Raw genomic sequence first — 15,989 nt, 5'->3', positions numbered from 1 at the left:
CCGGCGGAGAGCCGTCGGCCGCGGTGTCTCGAGTGGAACTGGCTGAGCCGAAGCGAGCCTTCGACCCATGTACCCGGGGTTCCCGCAGTCGAAGCGCTTCGATGTTGCTGTGAGGTTAAGTGAACGCCTCAGGGTGCACAAGGGTCGTCCCCAAACTTCCTCCTGGGCACGGGAAGGGACCTTTCCATATGCACCGCTTGAAGTGACGGCGTCATTCCCTTGACACCCGACCCGTCGCCGAACCAGCATCGAAGCGCTTCGAAAGCACCTCGCCGAGCCATCGCAAGGGATCCCCACGTGACCGCACACTCGCCACGCACCGAACCGTTCCGCGATCCGCAGCTGCCGTTCGGGAAGCGCATCGACGATGTGCTGAGGCGGCTCACCCTCGACGAGAAGATCTCCTTCCTGCACCAGTTCGCGCCCGCCGTCGAGCGCCTCGGCATCGCCGCCTTCCGCACCGGCCAGGAGGCCCTGCACGGCGTGGCGTGGATGGGCCCGGCGACGGTGTTCCCGCAGGCGGTCGGCCTCGGCGCCACCTGGAACCCGGAGCTGGTGCGGCGGGTCGGCGACGCGGTGTCCAAGGAGGCCCGCGCGATGCGCGCCAAGGACGAGCGCGTCGGGCTCAACGTCTGGGCCCCGACGGTCAACCTGCTGCGCCACCCCCTGTGGGGCCGCAACGAGGAGGGCTACTCGGAGGACCCGAAGCTCACCTCGGCGATCGCCACCGCCTATACGCACGGTCTGCGCGGCGACCATCCCACCTACTGGCGCACCGCGCCCGTGCTGAAGCACTGGCTCGCCCACAACAACGAGACGGACCGGTCGACGACGTCGAGTTCGGTGCGGCCGCGCGTGCTGCGCGAGTACGACCTGCGGGCGTTCCGCGAGACCGTCGAGGCGGGCGCGGTGGCCGGGGTGATGCCCGCGTACAACCTGGTCAACGGCCGTCCCAACCACGTCTCCCCGTACCTGGCCGAGCAGCTGCGGTCCTGGACCGGCGAGGAGCTGCTGGTCTGCTCGGACGCGGGCGCGCCGAGCAACCTGGTCGACTCCGAGCACTACTTCGACACCCACGAGGAGGCCACCGCCGCCTCCCTCGTGGCGGGCGTCGACAGCTTCACCGACCACGGCACGGACTCCTCGCAGATGACCGGGCGGCTGCGCGGCGCCCTGGAGCGCGGTCTGCTGACCGAGGCCGACCTCGACACGGCCGTCCGCCGCCAGCTCTCGGTGCGCTTCCGCCTCGGCGAGTTCGACCCGGAGTACGACCCGCACGACGCCACCAGCGAGTTCGACTCCCCGGGGCATCGCGCCCTGGCCCAGGAGGCGGCCGAGCAGGCGGTCGTGCTGCTGAAGAACGACGGGGTGCTGCCGCTCGCCCCGGACACCCGGATCGCCGTGGTCGGTCTGCTCGCCGACGAGTGCAAGCTCGACTGGTACAGCGGCACGCTCCTGCACCGCTCGACCCCGCTGGAGGGCCTGTACGGGCGGTTCGGCGCGGAGCGGGTGGAGTTCGCGGAGGGTGTGGACCGGGTCCGGCTGAAGACCTCCGGGGGCGCGTTCCTGCGCGTGCCGGTGGCGGCGGACGCCGCCGACGAGGTGCGCGGCGCCGAGGGCGCGCTCGACCCGGCGCTGCTCGCGGGCCGCACGGACCTGCCCCCGCTGACCACCGACGCGACCGGCACCGAGCTGGTGCTGGCCGACTGGGGCGAGGGCGTGCTGACGCTGCGCGCGCCCGACGGCCGCTACCTGTCGGTCGCCGAGGACGGCCGGGTCCGCGCCTCCGCCGACCAGCCGGGCGGCTGGATCGTCCAGGAGACGTTCCGTCTGGAACCGCACGGGAAGGGGCACCTCCTGAAGCACCTCGGGACGGGTCGTCATGTCTGTGTCTCCGCCGAGGGCGTGAAGGTTGCCGACGAAGATCCCGAGGTGTTCGAGCTGGTCGTCGCCGAGCGCGGCGAGGACGCGGTGGGGCGGGCCGCCGCTGAGGCCGACGTGGTCGTGGTGGTCGCGGGCAACGACCCGCACATCAACGGCCGTGAGACGGAGGACCGTACGACTTTGCGTCTGCCGGAGCACCAGGAGCGGCTGCTGCGGGCCGCCCGGGCGGCGAACCCGGCGACCGTGCTGGCACTGGTCTCCGCCTATCCGTACGCCGTCGACCCGGGGGACCTCGCGGCCGTGCTGTGGACCGCGCACGGCGGCCAGGCGGCCGGCACCGCGCTGGCCCGCGTCCTGGCCGGAGACGTCTCCCCCGCAGGCCGCCTGCCGCAGACCTGGTACGCCGACGACGCCGATCTGCCCGGCCTCCTCGACTACGACGTGATCGGCGCCCGCCAGACGTATCTGTACTTCGAGGGCACGCCCCTGTTCCCGTTCGGGCACGGCCTGTCGTACACGTCGTTCGCGTACGACGGCCTGACGACCCGGGTCGACGGCGGCACGCTGCACGTCTCGTTCAGGGTCACGAACACCGGTGACGCCACGGCCGACGAGGTCGCCCAGCTCTACACCCGCGCCGTCGACCCGTCCGTGCCCCGTCCGCGCCGCGAGCTGCTGGACCACCGCCGTGTCGCTCTCGCCCCCGGCGCCACGGCGGAGCTGAGCTTCGACGTTCCGCTGACCGCCTTCGCGTTCTGGGACGTGGCCCAGGACCGGTGGCGCGTGGAGCCGGGCGCGTACGAGCTGCTGGCCGGGGCCTCCAGCGAGGACGTCCGGCTGCGGACGACCGTCACGCTGGAGGGCGAGCCCACTTTGCCGCGCGCGGTCCTGGCGGGCGGGCTGGACGCGGCCGGTTTCGACGAGCAGAGCGGCATCGAGATCGTCGACCGTACGAAGGTGTCGGGCGACGCGGTGACGCCGGCGGGCCCGGCCCCGGGCGAACTGGTCTACCGCGACTGCGACTTCGGCCGAGGCATCACCGAGGTGACGGTGGAGGTGGCCGGCGAGGGCACGGTCGAAGTGTCCCTCGGCGACGGCCCGGCCCTCGCGGTGATGTCGACCACCGGCCCCACCTCGGGCCCGTACGACTACGTCTCGCTCGGCGCGTCGCTCGCCGCCGCGGGCGTGCACGACGTCCGTCTCAGGCTGCGCGGCCCGCTGCGGCTCGCGCACGTCGGCTTCTCCGGTTGAGGGTCCGGAGCAGGCCGGCGTAAAGAAGGGGCCCGGCACCGGAAGGCATCGGTGCCGGGCCTCTTCGCCAAGCCTATATGAAAATGGTTCCCATGAGCTAGAGGTCGATCCCGGTCAGGACCAGCACGCGCTCGTAGGTGTAGTCCTCCATGGCGAACCGCACGCCCTCGCGGCCCACGCCGGACTGCTTGACGCCGCCGTACGGCATCTGGTCGGCGCGGTAGGACGGCACGTCGCCGACCACGACACCGCCGACCTCCAGGGCCCGGTGGGCACGGAAGGCGGTCTGGAGGTCGTGCGTGAAGACGCCCGCCTGGAGGCCGTACTTGGAGTCGTTGACGGCGGCGAAGGCCTCGGCCTCACCGTTCACCTTCTGCACGGTGAGGACCGGCCCGAAGACCTCCTCGCAGGAGATCGTGACGTCGGCCGGTACGTCGGCCAGGACGGTCGGCGCGTACGAGGCGCCGTCCCGCTTGCCGCCGGTGAGCAGCGCGGCACCGGCGTCCACGGCCTCCTGGACCCACGTCTCGACGCGCTTGGCGGCGTCCTCGCTGACCAGCGGGCCGACGTCGGTCGCGTCGTCGCCGGGGTCGCCGGTGACCTGGGCCTCGACGGCGGCGACGACGCGCGGCAGCAGCCGGTCGTAGACGGCGGCGTCGGCGATGACCCGCTGGACGGAGATGCAGGACTGGCCGCCCTGGTAGTTGGAGAAGGTGGCGATGCGCTGCGCCGCCCGGTCCAGGTCCTCGTCGCTCGCCCAGTCGGCCAGGACGACCGCCGCGCCGTTGCCGCCCAGCTCCAGGGTGCAGTGCTTGCGCGGCACCGAGTCCATGATCGCGTAGCCGACCTTCTCGGAGCCGGTGAAGGAGATCACGGGCAGGCGCTCGTCCCGCACGAGGGCCGGCATCTTGTCGTTGGCGACGGGCAGGACGCTCCAGGAGCCGGCCGGCAGCTCGGTCTCGGCCAGCAGCTCGCCGATGATCAGGCCGGACAGCGGGGTGGCCGGGGCCGGCTTCAGGATGATCGGCGCGCCGGCGGCGATGGCCGGGGCGATCTTGTGGGCGCAGAGGTTGAGCGGGAAGTTGAAGGGCGCGATGCCGAGCACGACGCCCTTCGGGAAGCGGCGGGTGAGGGCGAGCCGCCCCTGGCCGCCGAGGTCGGTGTCGAGGCGCTGGGCCTCGCCACCGTTGAAGCGCCGGGCCTCCTCGGCGGCGAACCGGAAGACGGACACGGCCCGTCCGACCTCGCCGCGCGCCCACTTCAGGGGCTTGCCGTTCTCTGCGGAGATCAGCCGGGCGATCTCCTCGGTGCGCTCGACGAGGCGCTTGCTGACGTGGTCGAGGGCGGCGGCCCGCACATGGGCCGGGGTGGCGGCGAACTCGTCCCGCACGGCGTACGCGGCGGCCACGGCCTCTTCGACCTGCGCGTCCGTCGGCACGCTCACCTGGCCGACGAGCCGCCCGTCCCACGGGGAGCTGACGTCGAAGGTGTCCTCGCCGGTGGCCTGGCGGCCGGCGAGCCAGAAGGCGTGGGTGGAAGTCATAGAGGTGTTCCGGCCCTTCGGCGTCGGGGGTGGTCCTGTGCTTGCGGGTTCCCACGGTAGGGGCCGGATGACCGAAGTGCGTTTGTCCGGGGTGTAGCAGTACCGGCCGCGAACACTACGGTTTGGCGGACGGCGCCGGTTCCGTGGTCGTCGCCTTGAGGGCCAGCCAGAGCTCCATCCGCGCGTCCGGGTCGTCCAGGGAGCGGCCGAGGATCTCCTCGACCCGCCGCATGCGGTAGCGCAGGGTGTGGCGGTGGACGCCGAGGTCGGCGGCCGCCGCGTCCCACTGGCCGTGCCGGGACAGCCAGGCGCGCAGGGAGGCGACGAGGTCGCCGCGGCCCGTGGCGTCGTGCTCGTACAGCGGCCGCAGCATCCCGTCGGCGAAGGCCCGCACCGCGTCGTCCGCCAGCAGCGGCAGCACGGATCCGGCCGCCATCTGCTCGTGCTCCACCAGGACGCGTCCGCGCCGCCGCGCCACCGACAGGGCCTGTTCGGCCTGCTTGTACGCGGCCGAGGCGGCGATGGGCCCGGCCGGTGCCGACAGGCCGACGACCAGCTCGGCCTCCTCGCCGCCGGGCACCTTCTCGCGCGTGCCGACCCGGGCCGTCTCCAGGGCGGCCGCGTACTCCCCGCAGGCCGCGGCGGCGGCGCCGCGGTCCGCGGCGAGCACCACCAGCCGCTCCCCCTCGGGCACCACCAGGACGGCCTCGCCGGCCCGGGCAGCGGCGGACTCCATGACGTCGGCGAGCGCCGCGAGGGGGTCGCCGCCGGTGTCGGCGGCGGCGAGCGCGGCGGCGGAGGGCCGGTCCGCGGCCGGGACGCCCGCCCGGGCCTCGGCGCGGGCCAGCGCGGCCGACGCCGACACCGGTACCCGCTCCGCGACCAGCATCCGGAACGGTGCGTCCAGCAGCCCTCCGTACAGGTCCCCCGCCACCGTGCGCGCGTGGTCCGGCTCCCCGGCCAGCAGCATGCGCAGCACCGCCGCGCCGACCCGCTGCTCGGCGGCCTGGAGGGACCGGGAGCGTTCCGTGGTCAGGGTCAGCAGCGCTATGGCCGAGTGGACGGCGTAGCGCTCGGCGGTGCCGAGGGCGGCGGCCGTGCCGACCGCCAGAGCCGCGCGAGGGCGACGGCCCGTGCCGATGGTGTGCAGCTCGACCCGGTCCTCGTTCTCCGGCCCGCCGACCACCGAGGAGGCGGGCGCCGGCCGCTCCCGCAACCGCTCGACGTCGCCGGTGAGCCGCGCGGCCCGCCGTCCGGCCCACTCCGGTGCCGTGGCGACGACGGCGCCCGAGGCGTCGTACAGCGCCGCCCAGCCGTCGACCTGTGAGGCGAGGGCGGACAGCAGTCCCTCCGGCCCGCCGGTCTGCGCCTGCCGGGTCAGCTCCCGCTGGGCGGCGAACCCGGCCGTGACGGATCGGTACTGGTCGGCGGCGATCGCGGCGGACACGGCCTTGCTGATGGCGAGGAAGGGGGTGCGGCGCGGCACCTCCAGCAGCGGCAGGCCCTCTTCCCCGGCCGCGTCGACGAGCGCCTTGGGCGTCTCCTCGTAGTTGACGCCTATGGCGAAGCCGAGCCCGACCACTCCGGCTCCGGCCAGCCGCCGCACATAACGGCGCATGGCCTCCGGGTCCTCGGCGTCCAGCTTGAGCGCGGTGATCAGCAGCAGTTCCCCGCCCTCCATGTAGGGCACGGGGTCGGCCAGCTCACTGACATGTGCCCAGCGCACCGGCACGTCGAGGCGGTCTTCGCCCGCCCGCACGGTCAGTTTCAGCGCGGAGTGATGGACGAGCGAGGCGAGGGTCGGGGGCATGAGGCCTTCATGTCTGCGTCAGGACTGTGTAGTGCTGTGTGATCTTTGTGCTCTTTGGCCGTCGCGTATGAACGACCTGTGACGATTCTGCCTCACCGTACGGTCCTCGCGTACCGCACCAGCCCGTAGAGGTCAGCCCCTAAGGTCCACCAGCAGCGGCGGAGCGTGCTCGCCCTTCACATCGGTCAGCGACAGCACCGCGTGCCCCGCCGGTACGCCGTGCGCCAGCTCGGACGCGGACCAGCGCTCCCGCTCGACCTGCCGCACGGTCACCGCCCGCGCGGTCGGCGCCTTGCCGGTGATCACCCGGCGCAGCATGTGCACGGCCTTGCCCGCCGGGGTCTCGGCGATGATCTGCCGGTCGGTGACGTCCCGGGCCTCGGTCCACTCCTTGCCCCACACCTCGGCGAAGTCCTGCCCGTCCCAGGGCGTGACCCCGGACAGCGCCATCCGGCAGCCGGTGGCCCCGAGCAGCGGTCCGCGCAGCGGCCGGGCCACGTCGTCCAGCGTCCGCAGGGTGAGCACGACACCGGCGTTGCCGGACCGCAGCCGCTGGATGCCGCGCACGCCCTCCGGCGTCACCACGCCGGTCGCGTCGTCCAGCACCAGGCAGGCGAACAGCGACCGGTCCTCGCGCACCGCGACGCTCGCGGAGAACTGTGCGAGCACCAGCCGCGCCAGCATCCGGGAGGCGTCGGCGTGCCCGCGCTCGGGCAGATCGATCCGCACCCGCACGGGGTGGTCGAGGGCCTTGAGCGTGAAGGGCCGGGTGGCCCCGGACGTGTCGAAGAACGAGGCGAAGGCGGGCCGGTCGAGCAGCGCGACCCGGTCCGCGAGCACCCCGCCGACGTCTCCGGGCTGCCCCATCTGCCGCTCCCGGGCGTCGAGCTCCCGCAGCAGCGAGTCCTGCCCGGCGTCCTGCAGCCCCTGCCGCAGCGCGGCGAACGGCCCGGGCGCCCCGTCCAGGAGCTGCCGCAGCTCCGGTACGGAGGGAAAACGCCCGTGCACGGCCCGGAACGGTCCGAGCAGCTGGGCGAGCACGGTCGTGGAGCGCCGGGTGTCACTGCCCGGGTGCGGATCGGCGAGGTCCCCGACGAGCGCCTCGGCGAGCACGGCGGCGGCCTCGTCCGGGTCTGCGGTCCCGCCGTACAGATCGAGGTCGTACTCGGAGTCCTGGTTCCCGATCCGCACGACGACGTCGTACGCGTCGGCCGGCCCGAGCCCCGCGCCCGCCCCACCGACCACGACCACGGCGGCCCGTCCGGCCAGCGCGTTCAGACACAGCGACTCGGCGAGCGGCCGGACGACGGTACCGGTCTTGCCGGACCCGGCGGGGCCGACGGCCACGAGCGAGGTACCGAGCAGATCGGGCCCGAGGGCGAGCCCAGCGCCTCGGTAGGCGTACGGGTTACGGCTGTCGTCGACGGTGGTCCCGAGCCGCACCTGGCCGGTGACGAGGTCGTGGCGGGCGAGGCGGGTGGGGAGATCCCGGGCACCGGAGGGGTGCAGGCAGGCGGTGGCGCCGTCCCGCAGGACGGTGGAGCTGAAGGTGGCGAGGCTGTGCCGTCCGGTGCGCACGCCCTGCCAGGCACGGAGGATCCGGGCGTGGTCGACGTCCTTCATGAGCCCGGAGCGGGCGTCGGCTGCGAGCCGCTCGGCGGCGTCGACGGCTCCGGCGGCGCGGAGCTCGTTCCACTGGGCCGGGTCGTCCTGGGGGTCCCGATGAGCCGTCTGGGGCTCCGCCCGGCGGAAGCGCGGCACGACGAAGCGGCGCCACACCTCACCCCAGCGGCCGAGCCGGGCCACCCCGACCATGATCGCCAGGGCGACGAGCAGCTCATACCCCTGGTACACGACAAACGTGCCGGTCTCGCCGAGATCGCTGTCGCCGCCGCGCCAGGCATCGGGGACGATCAGGTCGAACGGCACCCACCACCAGTTGCCGAGGTACCCGTTCTGCAGCAGCGACCAGATCAGCCACCCCACGAGGAAGGCGATCAGGGCCCCGCTCAGCAACTGCCGGGTGGGGATCTCCTCGGGTTCCTCCGCGGGCCGCGGCCGGTGCCCGAACCGCCAGACGCCGGGTGCAGCGTCGGGCCGGGGCGTGCGCAGCCACGTCATGAAGGACGAGCCGTCGGGCACCGGCGGCGCCCCGGGCGCCCGCGTGGGCCGGGGCGGCACGGCCGGTCCGTCCAGGGGCGCGCTCCGGCCGCCCGGTGGCTCGCCGGGGCCGTTCGGTGGCACCGAGGGCACCTCCGGCGCCCCCGCCGGACGCGGTACGGGGCTCGCATGGGTACCCCGTGCCTCCTGCGTCCCGTCGCTGTCCATCGCCCTTTCCCCCTGACCAGCCGCTCCGTCCACCATCAGCGAGCCAATCTAACGCCCTCCCCTGGGGAGTTCACCGCTTACACGGCCGGGGCGTGGGCAGCAGCCCACCTAAGCGCCATGTCCACCCCGGACAAGCCGCCCCGCCGACAACGCCCACATGGAGTATGCCCACCCCCCTTTCCCGGCCCTAGCCTGCGAGAAAAGAAGAGCCAAGCGTCCTCAGCACACCATCCGCACCACCCCAGGAGCCCCGCATGACCTCACTTCCGCAGGAGCGCCGCGTCGTCACCGCCATCCCCGGACCGAAGTCGCAGGAGCTGCAGGCCCGCCGCACCGCCGCGGTCGCGCAGGGCGTGGGCTCCGTACTGCCCGTGTTCACGGCGCGTGCGGGCGGCGGGATCATCGAGGACGTCGACGGCAACCGGCTCATCGACTTCGGCTCGGGCATCGCCGTGACGTCCGTCGGCGCCTCCGCCGAGGCCGTCGTCCGCCGGGCCTCCGCCCAGCTGGCCGACTTCACCCACACCTGTTTCATGGTCACGCCGTACGAGGGGTACGTCGAGGTCGCCGAGGCGCTCGCCGAGCTGACCCCCGGTGACCACGCCAAGAAGAGCGCCCTGTTCAACTCCGGCGCCGAGGCCGTCGAGAACGCCGTCAAGATCGCCCGCGCCCACACCAAGCGCCAGGCCGTGGTGGTCTTCGACCACGGCTACCACGGGCGGACCAACCTGACCATGGCGCTGACCTCGAAGAACATGCCGTACAAGCACGGCTTCGGGCCGTTCGCGCCCGAGGTCTACCGGGTGCCGGTGGCCTACGGCTACCGCTGGCCGACCGGCGCGGAGAACGCGGGCCCCGAGGCCGCCGCGCAGGCCATCGACCAGATCAGCAAGCAGGTCGGCGCCGAGAACGTGGCCGCCGTCATCATCGAGCCGGTCCTCGGCGAGGGCGGTTTCATCGAGCCGGCCAAGGGCTTCCTGCCGGCGATCCGCCAGTTCGCCTCGGACAACGGCATCGTCTTCGTCGCCGACGAGATCCAGTCCGGCTTCTGCCGCACGGGTCAGTGGTTCGCGTGCGAGGACGAGGGCATCGTCCCGGACCTGATCACCACCGCCAAGGGCATCGCCGGTGGCCTCCCGCTGGCCGCCGTGACCGGGCGCGCCGAGATCATGGACGCCGCGCACGCGGGCGGCCTGGGCGGCACCTACGGCGGCAACCCGGTCGCGTGCGCTGGTGCGCTCGGCTCCATCGAGACGATGAAGGAGCTCGACCTCAACACCCGGGCGAAGAGCATCGAGGCGGTCATGAAGGCCCGCCTCACCGCCATGGCCGAGAAGTTCGACATCATCGGCGACATCCGCGGGCGTGGCGCCATGATCGCCATCGAGCTGGTCAAGGACCGGGCCACGAAGGAGCCGAACCCGGAGGCGACCGCCGCGCTCGCCAAGGCCTGTCACGCGGAGGGCCTGCTGGTCCTGACCTGTGGCACCTACGGCAACGTGCTCCGCTTCCTGCCCCCGCTGGTGATCGGCGAGAACCTGCTGAACGAGGGCCTCGACATCATCGAGCAGGCCTTCGCCCGTATCTGACACGGCAGTTGCGCATCTGAGCCGCCGTCGGGGCAGGTGAGCCCTCATGGTTCCGCTCCCGGGGGCGGCGAGCGGCAGAGCGTGTGAAGAACGTGTGCGAGGTGGATGACAGGCGGCCCTGTGGCCTGTCCTCCGCCCAGCCCCTGTCGTAGGTTCTACCCAGATGAGAGATACACCCCCGCCCACAGGGGACTGTGGGTGACATCAGGCCGGGGCCTCCCCAGCTTCGACCTGGTCGTGCCCTCGCGCACATAGCCGGAGCCTGCGGCTCTGGAATCTCCTCACCGATCGGACAGTCGCCCGCCCCAAACCCCCCGGGGCGCGCGACGTTCCGGTCCGGACGGCCGCCTCGGAACCACCCCCCCTGTTCCGGGGCGGCCGACCTCCCTCTTCTCTCCCTCTCCTTTTCGCCGCGGTTCGCGGGCCGGATCAGCTGTCGTCGGCCTCCCGTGCGACGCGCTCCAGCCGGCGTCGGTGGTTCTCCCACCAGTCCTGATCGCCTTCGGGCATGGTGTCGGTGCTCTTCGTCAGCCCGACACTGCCGTCGATGAGTTCGCGCACGATGTCGGCGTGGCCGGCGTGCCGCTGCGTGTCGGAGATGACCCGGACCAGGATGTGGTGCAGCGTCACCTCCCGGCGCTCCTCGGGCCACCACGGGACGTGACCGGTCGCCTCCAGTGCCAGCGTCTCGATCGTGCGGTTCGAGTGCTCCCACGCCGTGCGATAGAGCCCGGTGATCTGCTCGCGTGACTCGTCCGCGTCGGCCCACATGTCCGCGTTGGGTTCGGCGTCCTGTGTGTACCACCAGTTCGGGGGCGGTTCCTCGACGAAGTACGGACGCCCGAAGGTGTCGCCGAAATAGCCCAGCTCCACCCCGGCGACGTGCTTGACCAGGCCCAGCAGGTTGGTTCCCGTCGGCGTGAACGGGCGGCGGACGTCGTACTCGGAGAGCCCTTCGAGCTTCCAGAGCAGGGCGTCGCGGGCGTCCTGGAGGTAACGGAGCAGGTCGGCTTTCGGGTTGGGTTCGGTCATGGCTGGCAGTCTGGCACCCGGCACTGACAATCAGCCGGGCAGAGCGGGCTCCGGGCGGTGGATGCCACGCGGGCGGTAGCCCAGGGCGTCGGCGACACCGGCGACATCCGCGAGCAGCCAGATGATCGCGAGCCACATCTCCGTGCCCTGGAGGCCGGGGGCGCGGCCCGGGCCGGTGCCGTCGGGGGCCGGGCCGAAGGCGAAGCCCTGGCCGGGATGCCAGCGGCGCAGGGCGGCGGTGAGCTGGGCCGCCGCCCAGGAGCGGGCCTCCTCACAACGGTGGGTGGTCTGCCGGGCGCAGAGCCACAGGGGGTGGATCACGTCCAGGACGTTGCAGGCGTTCTCGCGGCCGGGTGCGAAGTGGCGGGGGTCGCGGGCGTGGTCCAGGACCGTGTCGATCACGCGCTCGGCGTACGGCACGGGCAGTCCGAACTGGGCGAAGGAGCCGCGGGTGAGCCGGTAGTAGCCGTTGACCATCTGGAGGTGTCCGTCCCGGGGCGTGGGCGAACCCCACATGCCGGTACGGCGGTCGACCCGGGTGTGCAGCCGGCCGAACAGCGCCTCCAGCGCCCCGGGCGCGGCCGCTTCCGCTCCGAGGCGCAGGTTCCAGTGCGCGGCGGTGGCCCAGGAGTCGACCCAGGCACCGGCGTGCCAGGCACGGTCGTCCCAGGGCAGTCGGTCCAGGTGCGGGACCAGCCGGTCGGCGGTGGTGCGGCGGACCGCGTGGACGGGGTGGGCGAAGGAACTGCCGAGCAGGTCCAGCGCGTACCCCACGCACAGCACGTGATAGGCCGCTGCCCCGTCGTCCGGCACTCCGGCCGGGCCGGGGACCGGCGGTGGTGCGCCGTACTCGGGTATCAGGCCGGTGGCCGGGTCCTGGAGGTCGCGCAGCCGAGCCACGTGCTCGGCGACGGGCAGTTGGGGCGGCGCCTCCCCGAGGAGGAGGTCGGCGATCTCGACGGCGTCGCAGTGCGCCCGCACGGTGGGCTCGGCGCCGGGCCGGTCGACGTACCGGCCGGTGTCCGGTTGCCGGCAGCGGTCCAGCACCTCGACGGCCTGTGCGCGGGCGGCCTCGGCGAACTCCGAGAGCGCCTCGACGAGGGCGGGGGTTTCGGCGGGGCGGGGCTCGGTACCGACCGGTGCCGCACTCCCACCGGCCCCGCTGCCGGGCCCCGCCGTGCGCGGATCGCGGCGGTCCCTGAGGCGGCGGGCCGGGTTGCCGGCCGCCATCGTCCAGGCGGGCAGGTCCTTGGTGACGACCGCGCCCGCGCCGATGACGCAGTGGTCGCCGATGGTGACGCCGTCCAGGACGACCACGTGCGAGCCGATCCACACGTCGTCGCCGATCGTGATCCCCCGGCTGGTGAGGGGCTGCCGGTGGACCGGCAGGCCGGGCTCGGTCCCGTGGTTGAAGCCGAGCAGCGAGCTGTGGGCGCCGACGCGTACGCCGTCCCCGAGGGTGACGGTGCCGCGCACCACGGTGAAGGGGTTGATCGTGCAGTCGGCGCCGGTGCGTATGTCGCCGGTGACATACGCGTGGGCCGCGATGTAGGAGCGGTCGCCCAGGTCCAGGTGGTCCGGGTACACGGCGGCCGTCTCCGCGACGAAGCAGCCCTCGCCCAGCCGCACCGCCCCGGCCCCCGCGAGGAGCCGTTTCCGGCGTTGTTCCTGTGCCGCCCGCTGCGCCTGGGACGCCTGCTCGGCGTAGAGCCACGGGCAGTGGTCGAAGAGGCCGTCTTCGCTCTCCGGCTGGTTCACGAGATCCTCCACTGGGGGCGCGCGGGTGGACAGGGGACAGCGGTTGGACAGGGGTTATCCGTGCCCGTGCCAAGCTGTGTCCCATGCCGATCTCCGGGAACCAGGTTCGCGACGAGCCCACCGCGACATACTCGCGCTTCGTGGCCTTCCTGCTCACCCTCCCGGCCCTGCTCTTCGTCCTGATCACCTGGCAGGTCGTCGCCGACGGCCCGCTCATCCGCCTCGACGAGCGCGCCAGCCGCGAACTCGTCCACCCCGACCGCTACTCCGAGCTCCTCGCCGACCTCGGCAACGTCCAGGTCGCGGTTCCGGTCCTCGCCGTCGCCCTCGGATACGTCGCCCTGCGGACCCGCCGTACGCCACGCTGGTGGCTGCCGGTCACCGCCGCGGCCCTCCTCATGGCCCTGGTCCCGGCGCTGATCATCCCGCTCAAGGACCTCACGGACCGGCCGGGCACCCCGGCCGTCCCGCCGGGCACCGGCTACTACCCCTCCGGCCACACCGCCACGGCCGCCATCGCCTACGGCTGCGCCACCCTGCTCCTGCTCCCCCGGCTCCGCACGCCCCTCGCCCGCGGCACTCTGGTCACCGTCTGCCTCGCCCTCGTACTCGGCGCGAGCTACGGCCTGGTCCGCCGCGGCTACCACTGGCCACTGGACGTGGCGGCCAGCTGGTGTCTGTGCGCGGTGCTGCTCGCTTCGCTGTGGCTGTTCCTCAGGCGGGGGACGGCCGAGCGGCAGCCATGAGTCCCGGCCACTCGCCCTACTCGTCCCCCTGAGTGGCCAGCCGCGCCGCCGCCTCGTGCATCGCCAGTTCCAGCAGCGTCGGGTCCGTCAGCATGCCCGAGCCGTCCGGTGGGATCAGCCAGCGGACGCCGCCGGGTGACGAACGGCCCGGGTACGGCACGACGATCCAGGTGCCGGCGCCCGCCGTCCTGATGCCCGTGCCGAGCCAGCGTGCCGCGGTGCCCGGCGGCACGAAGAACCCGATGCGCTCGTCGCCGAAGTCGACGAGCACGGGCCCCGGCCGGTCGAGCACACGGCTGAGCACGTCGAGCGTGGCGTAGCCGAGGTCGCCGGGCAGGATGAGCACGTCCCAGGCACCGCCGGCCGGCAGCAGCGCGACCCCGAGCGGGTTGCGCTCCCACTCCCAGCGGCAGGCCTCGGGGTCGGGCGCGGCGGATGCGAGCCACTCGGCCGCCGTCTTCGCACCGGTCATGAGGAAGACCCCCTGTTCTCTCGTGAAGCTCGTGCATCTCGCGAACGCGGCGCGTCCCGAGGGCGTCACGAGGGAGAAGGGGGTCTCCGTGCGGTCATTACGCGGGTTTTGGCTCCTCGTTGGAGTGAACCGGCTCACACCCCGCTCGGTCAGCTGTCGAAGCCCAGCCCCAGCCGGTCCATCGTGCGCAGCCACAGGTTGCGGCGGCCGTCGTGGGCGTCCGCGCGGGCCAGGGACCACTTGGTCAGGGCGATGCCCGTCCAGGCGAAGGGCTCCGGGGGGAAGGGCAGGGGCTTCTTGCGGACCATTTCCAGTTCCGTGCGTTCCGTGCGCTCACCGGACAGCAGGTCCAGCATCACCTCGGCGCCGAAGCGGGTGGAGCCGACGCCCAGGCCCGTGTAGCCCGCCGCGTAGGCGACCTTCTTCTGGTGGGCGGTGCCGAAGAACGCCGAGAAGCGGGAGCAGGTGTCGATCGCGCCGCCCCAGGCGTGGCTGAAGCGGACGCCCTCGAGCTGCGGGAAGCAGGTGAAGAAGTGCCCGGCGAGCTTGGCGTAGGTCTCCGGGCGGTCGTCGTACTCGGCGCGGACGCGGCCGCCGTAGGGGTAGATCGCGTCGTAGCCGCCCCACAGGATCCGGTTGTCGGCGGAGAGGCGGAAGTAGTGGAACTGGTTGGCGCTGTCGCCGAGACCCTGGCGGTTCTTCCAGCCGATCGAGTGGAGCTGCTCGGGGGTGAGCGGCTCGGTCATCAGGGCGTAGTCGTAGACCGGGACGGTGTACGAGCGGACGCGTCTGACCAGGTTCGGGAAGATGTTCGTGCCGAGGGCGACCTGGCGGGCGCGGATCCGGCCGTAGGGGGTGGTCACGGCCATGCCGGGGCCGTACGGCTTCAGGGTCAGCGCCGGGGTGTGCTCGTAGACGCGGACGCCGAGCCGGAGGCACGCCTGCTTGAGGCCCCAGGCGAGCTTCGCGGGGTGCAGCAGGGCCACGCCCCTGCGGTCCCACAGGCCCGCCCGGAAGGTGGGTGAGTCCACCTGCTCCCGTACGGCCTCCGCGTCCAGGAACTCGACGCCCTCGGCGAGGCCCCGGCGGGTCGTCTCCTCGTGCCAGTCACGCAGTTCGGCCGCCTGGTACGGCTCGGTGGCGACGTCGATCTCGCCGGTGCGTTCGAAGTCGCAGTCGATGGAGTGCCGGGAGACGGCCTCCTCGATCGCGTCGAGGTTTTGGGTGCCGAGTTCCTGGAGCTTGTGGATCTCGTCGGGCCAGCGGGCGAGGCCGTTGGGCAGGCCGTGGGTGAGGGAGGCGGCGCAGAAGCCGCCGTTGCGGCCGGAGGCGGCCCAGCCCACCTCGCGACCCTCCACCAGCACCACGTCCCGTCCCGGGTCGCGTTCCTTGGCGATCAGCGCCGCCCACAGTCCGCTGTAGCCGCCGCCGACGACCAGCAGGTCGCAGGTCTCGGAGGTGGTGAGGGCGGGTTCCGGACGGGGCCGGCCGGGGTCGTCCAGCCAGTACGGGACCGGCTGGACGTCGGAAAGCGAATGGGTCCACTGATTCATGGCGCTCGGGGCCATGATTTCAA

The 15,989-nt window shown here is 73.0% G+C and carries 10 protein-coding genes and 1 pseudogene; 4 read left to right on the top strand and 7 right to left on the bottom strand.

Annotated features, from left to right (window positions below):
* Positions 1–297: 297 nt before the first annotated feature.
* On the top strand, positions 298–3,135 hold the full coding sequence (locus AC07DF_RS06495) for a glycoside hydrolase family 3 C-terminal domain-containing protein (protein WP_478967439.1): 2,838 nt from the start codon (positions 298–300) through the stop codon (positions 3,133–3,135).
* A 97-nt stretch (positions 3,136–3,232) separates the two neighbouring features.
* On the opposite strand, the gene AC07DF_RS06490 is transcribed toward AC07DF_RS06495, so the two are convergent.
* The 3 genes from AC07DF_RS06490 to AC07DF_RS06480 form a co-directional block, all read right to left on the bottom strand.
* Positions 3,233–4,678 (bottom strand): aldehyde dehydrogenase family protein, encoded by a 1,446-nt coding sequence (locus AC07DF_RS06490; protein WP_478967437.1) that lies wholly within the window; start codon positions 4,676–4,678, stop codon positions 3,233–3,235.
* A gap of 115 nt (positions 4,679–4,793) precedes the next feature.
* On the bottom strand, positions 4,794–6,488 hold the full coding sequence (locus AC07DF_RS06485; RefSeq protein WP_478967435.1) for a PucR family transcriptional regulator: 1,695 nt from the start codon (positions 6,486–6,488) through the stop codon (positions 4,794–4,796).
* Between the two features lie 132 nt (positions 6,489–6,620).
* The gene (locus AC07DF_RS06480) at positions 6,621–8,816 is read right to left on the bottom strand and encodes an ATP-binding protein (RefSeq protein WP_478967433.1); all 2,196 of its coding nucleotides are present in this window, start codon (positions 8,814–8,816) and stop codon (positions 6,621–6,623) included.
* Between the two features lie 254 nt (positions 8,817–9,070).
* Here AC07DF_RS06480 and gabT point away from each other — a divergent pair, with 254 nt between their 5' ends.
* Together gabT and AC07DF_RS06470 are read left to right on the top strand one after the other, a co-directional pair.
* Positions 9,071–10,405: a 4-aminobutyrate--2-oxoglutarate transaminase gene (gene gabT / locus AC07DF_RS06475; RefSeq protein WP_478967431.1), complete on the top strand. Its 1,335-nt coding sequence runs from the start codon at positions 9,071–9,073 to the stop codon at positions 10,403–10,405.
* A gap of 194 nt (positions 10,406–10,599) precedes the next feature.
* A pseudogene (locus AC07DF_RS06470) lies at positions 10,600–10,801 on the top strand (phosphatase PAP2 family protein); the annotation flags it as partial.
* Between the two features lie 33 nt (positions 10,802–10,834).
* Here the strand turns inward: AC07DF_RS06470 and AC07DF_RS06465 are convergent.
* Together AC07DF_RS06465 and AC07DF_RS06460 are read right to left on the bottom strand one after the other, a co-directional pair.
* The gene (locus tag AC07DF_RS06465; protein WP_478967429.1) at positions 10,835–11,437 is read right to left on the bottom strand and encodes a DinB family protein; all 603 of its coding nucleotides are present in this window, start codon (positions 11,435–11,437) and stop codon (positions 10,835–10,837) included.
* A gap of 30 nt (positions 11,438–11,467) precedes the next feature.
* Positions 11,468–13,195, bottom strand: coding sequence for an acyltransferase (locus tag AC07DF_RS06460; protein ID WP_478967427.1), 1,728 nt, complete (start codon positions 13,193–13,195; stop codon positions 11,468–11,470).
* Between the two features lie 83 nt (positions 13,196–13,278).
* Between AC07DF_RS06460 and AC07DF_RS06455 the strand changes: the two genes are divergently transcribed.
* Positions 13,279–13,941, top strand: coding sequence for a phosphatase PAP2 family protein (locus tag AC07DF_RS06455; RefSeq protein WP_478967426.1), 663 nt, complete (start codon positions 13,279–13,281; stop codon positions 13,939–13,941).
* Between the two features lie 16 nt (positions 13,942–13,957).
* On the opposite strand, the gene AC07DF_RS06450 is transcribed toward AC07DF_RS06455, so the two are convergent.
* A complete protein-coding gene (locus tag AC07DF_RS06450; RefSeq protein WP_478967424.1) occupies positions 13,958–14,413 on the bottom strand; it encodes a bifunctional DNA primase/polymerase in 456 nt (151 codons plus the stop codon).
* A gap of 149 nt (positions 14,414–14,562) precedes the next feature.
* On the bottom strand, positions 14,563–15,981 hold the full coding sequence (locus tag AC07DF_RS06445) for an NAD(P)/FAD-dependent oxidoreductase (RefSeq protein ID WP_478967423.1): 1,419 nt from the start codon (positions 15,979–15,981) through the stop codon (positions 14,563–14,565).
* Positions 15,982–15,989 lie beyond the last annotated feature (8 nt).

This window comes from Streptomyces sp. NPDC044719 (assembly GCF_056433405.1).
This window is presented reverse-complemented; position numbering and strand designations above follow the sequence as displayed.

What these genes read in the sequence shown, in the direction of transcription:
- AC07DF_RS06490 (WP_478967437.1), bottom strand. Translation starts at nt 4,678, where the DNA reads ATGACTTCCACCCACGCCTTCTGGCTCGCCGGCCGCCAGGCCACCGGC.
- AC07DF_RS06485 (WP_478967435.1), bottom strand. Translation starts at nt 6,488, where the DNA reads ATGCCCCCGACCCTCGCCTCGCTCGTCCATCACTCCGCGCTGAAACTG.
- AC07DF_RS06480 (WP_478967433.1), bottom strand. Translation starts at nt 8,816, where the DNA reads ATGGACAGCGACGGGACGCAGGAGGCACGGGGTACCCATGCGAGCCCC.
- gabT (WP_478967431.1), top strand. Translation starts at nt 9,071, where the DNA reads ATGACCTCACTTCCGCAGGAGCGCCGCGTCGTCACCGCCATCCCCGGA.
- AC07DF_RS06465 (WP_478967429.1), bottom strand. Translation starts at nt 11,437, where the DNA reads ATGACCGAACCCAACCCGAAAGCCGACCTGCTCCGTTACCTCCAGGAC.
- AC07DF_RS06455 (WP_478967426.1), top strand. Translation starts at nt 13,279, where the DNA reads ATGCCGATCTCCGGGAACCAGGTTCGCGACGAGCCCACCGCGACATAC.
- AC07DF_RS06450 (WP_478967424.1), bottom strand. Translation starts at nt 14,413, where the DNA reads ATGACCGGTGCGAAGACGGCGGCCGAGTGGCTCGCATCCGCCGCGCCC.
- AC07DF_RS06445 (WP_478967423.1), bottom strand. Translation starts at nt 15,981, where the DNA reads ATGGCCCCGAGCGCCATGAATCAGTGGACCCATTCGCTTTCCGACGTC.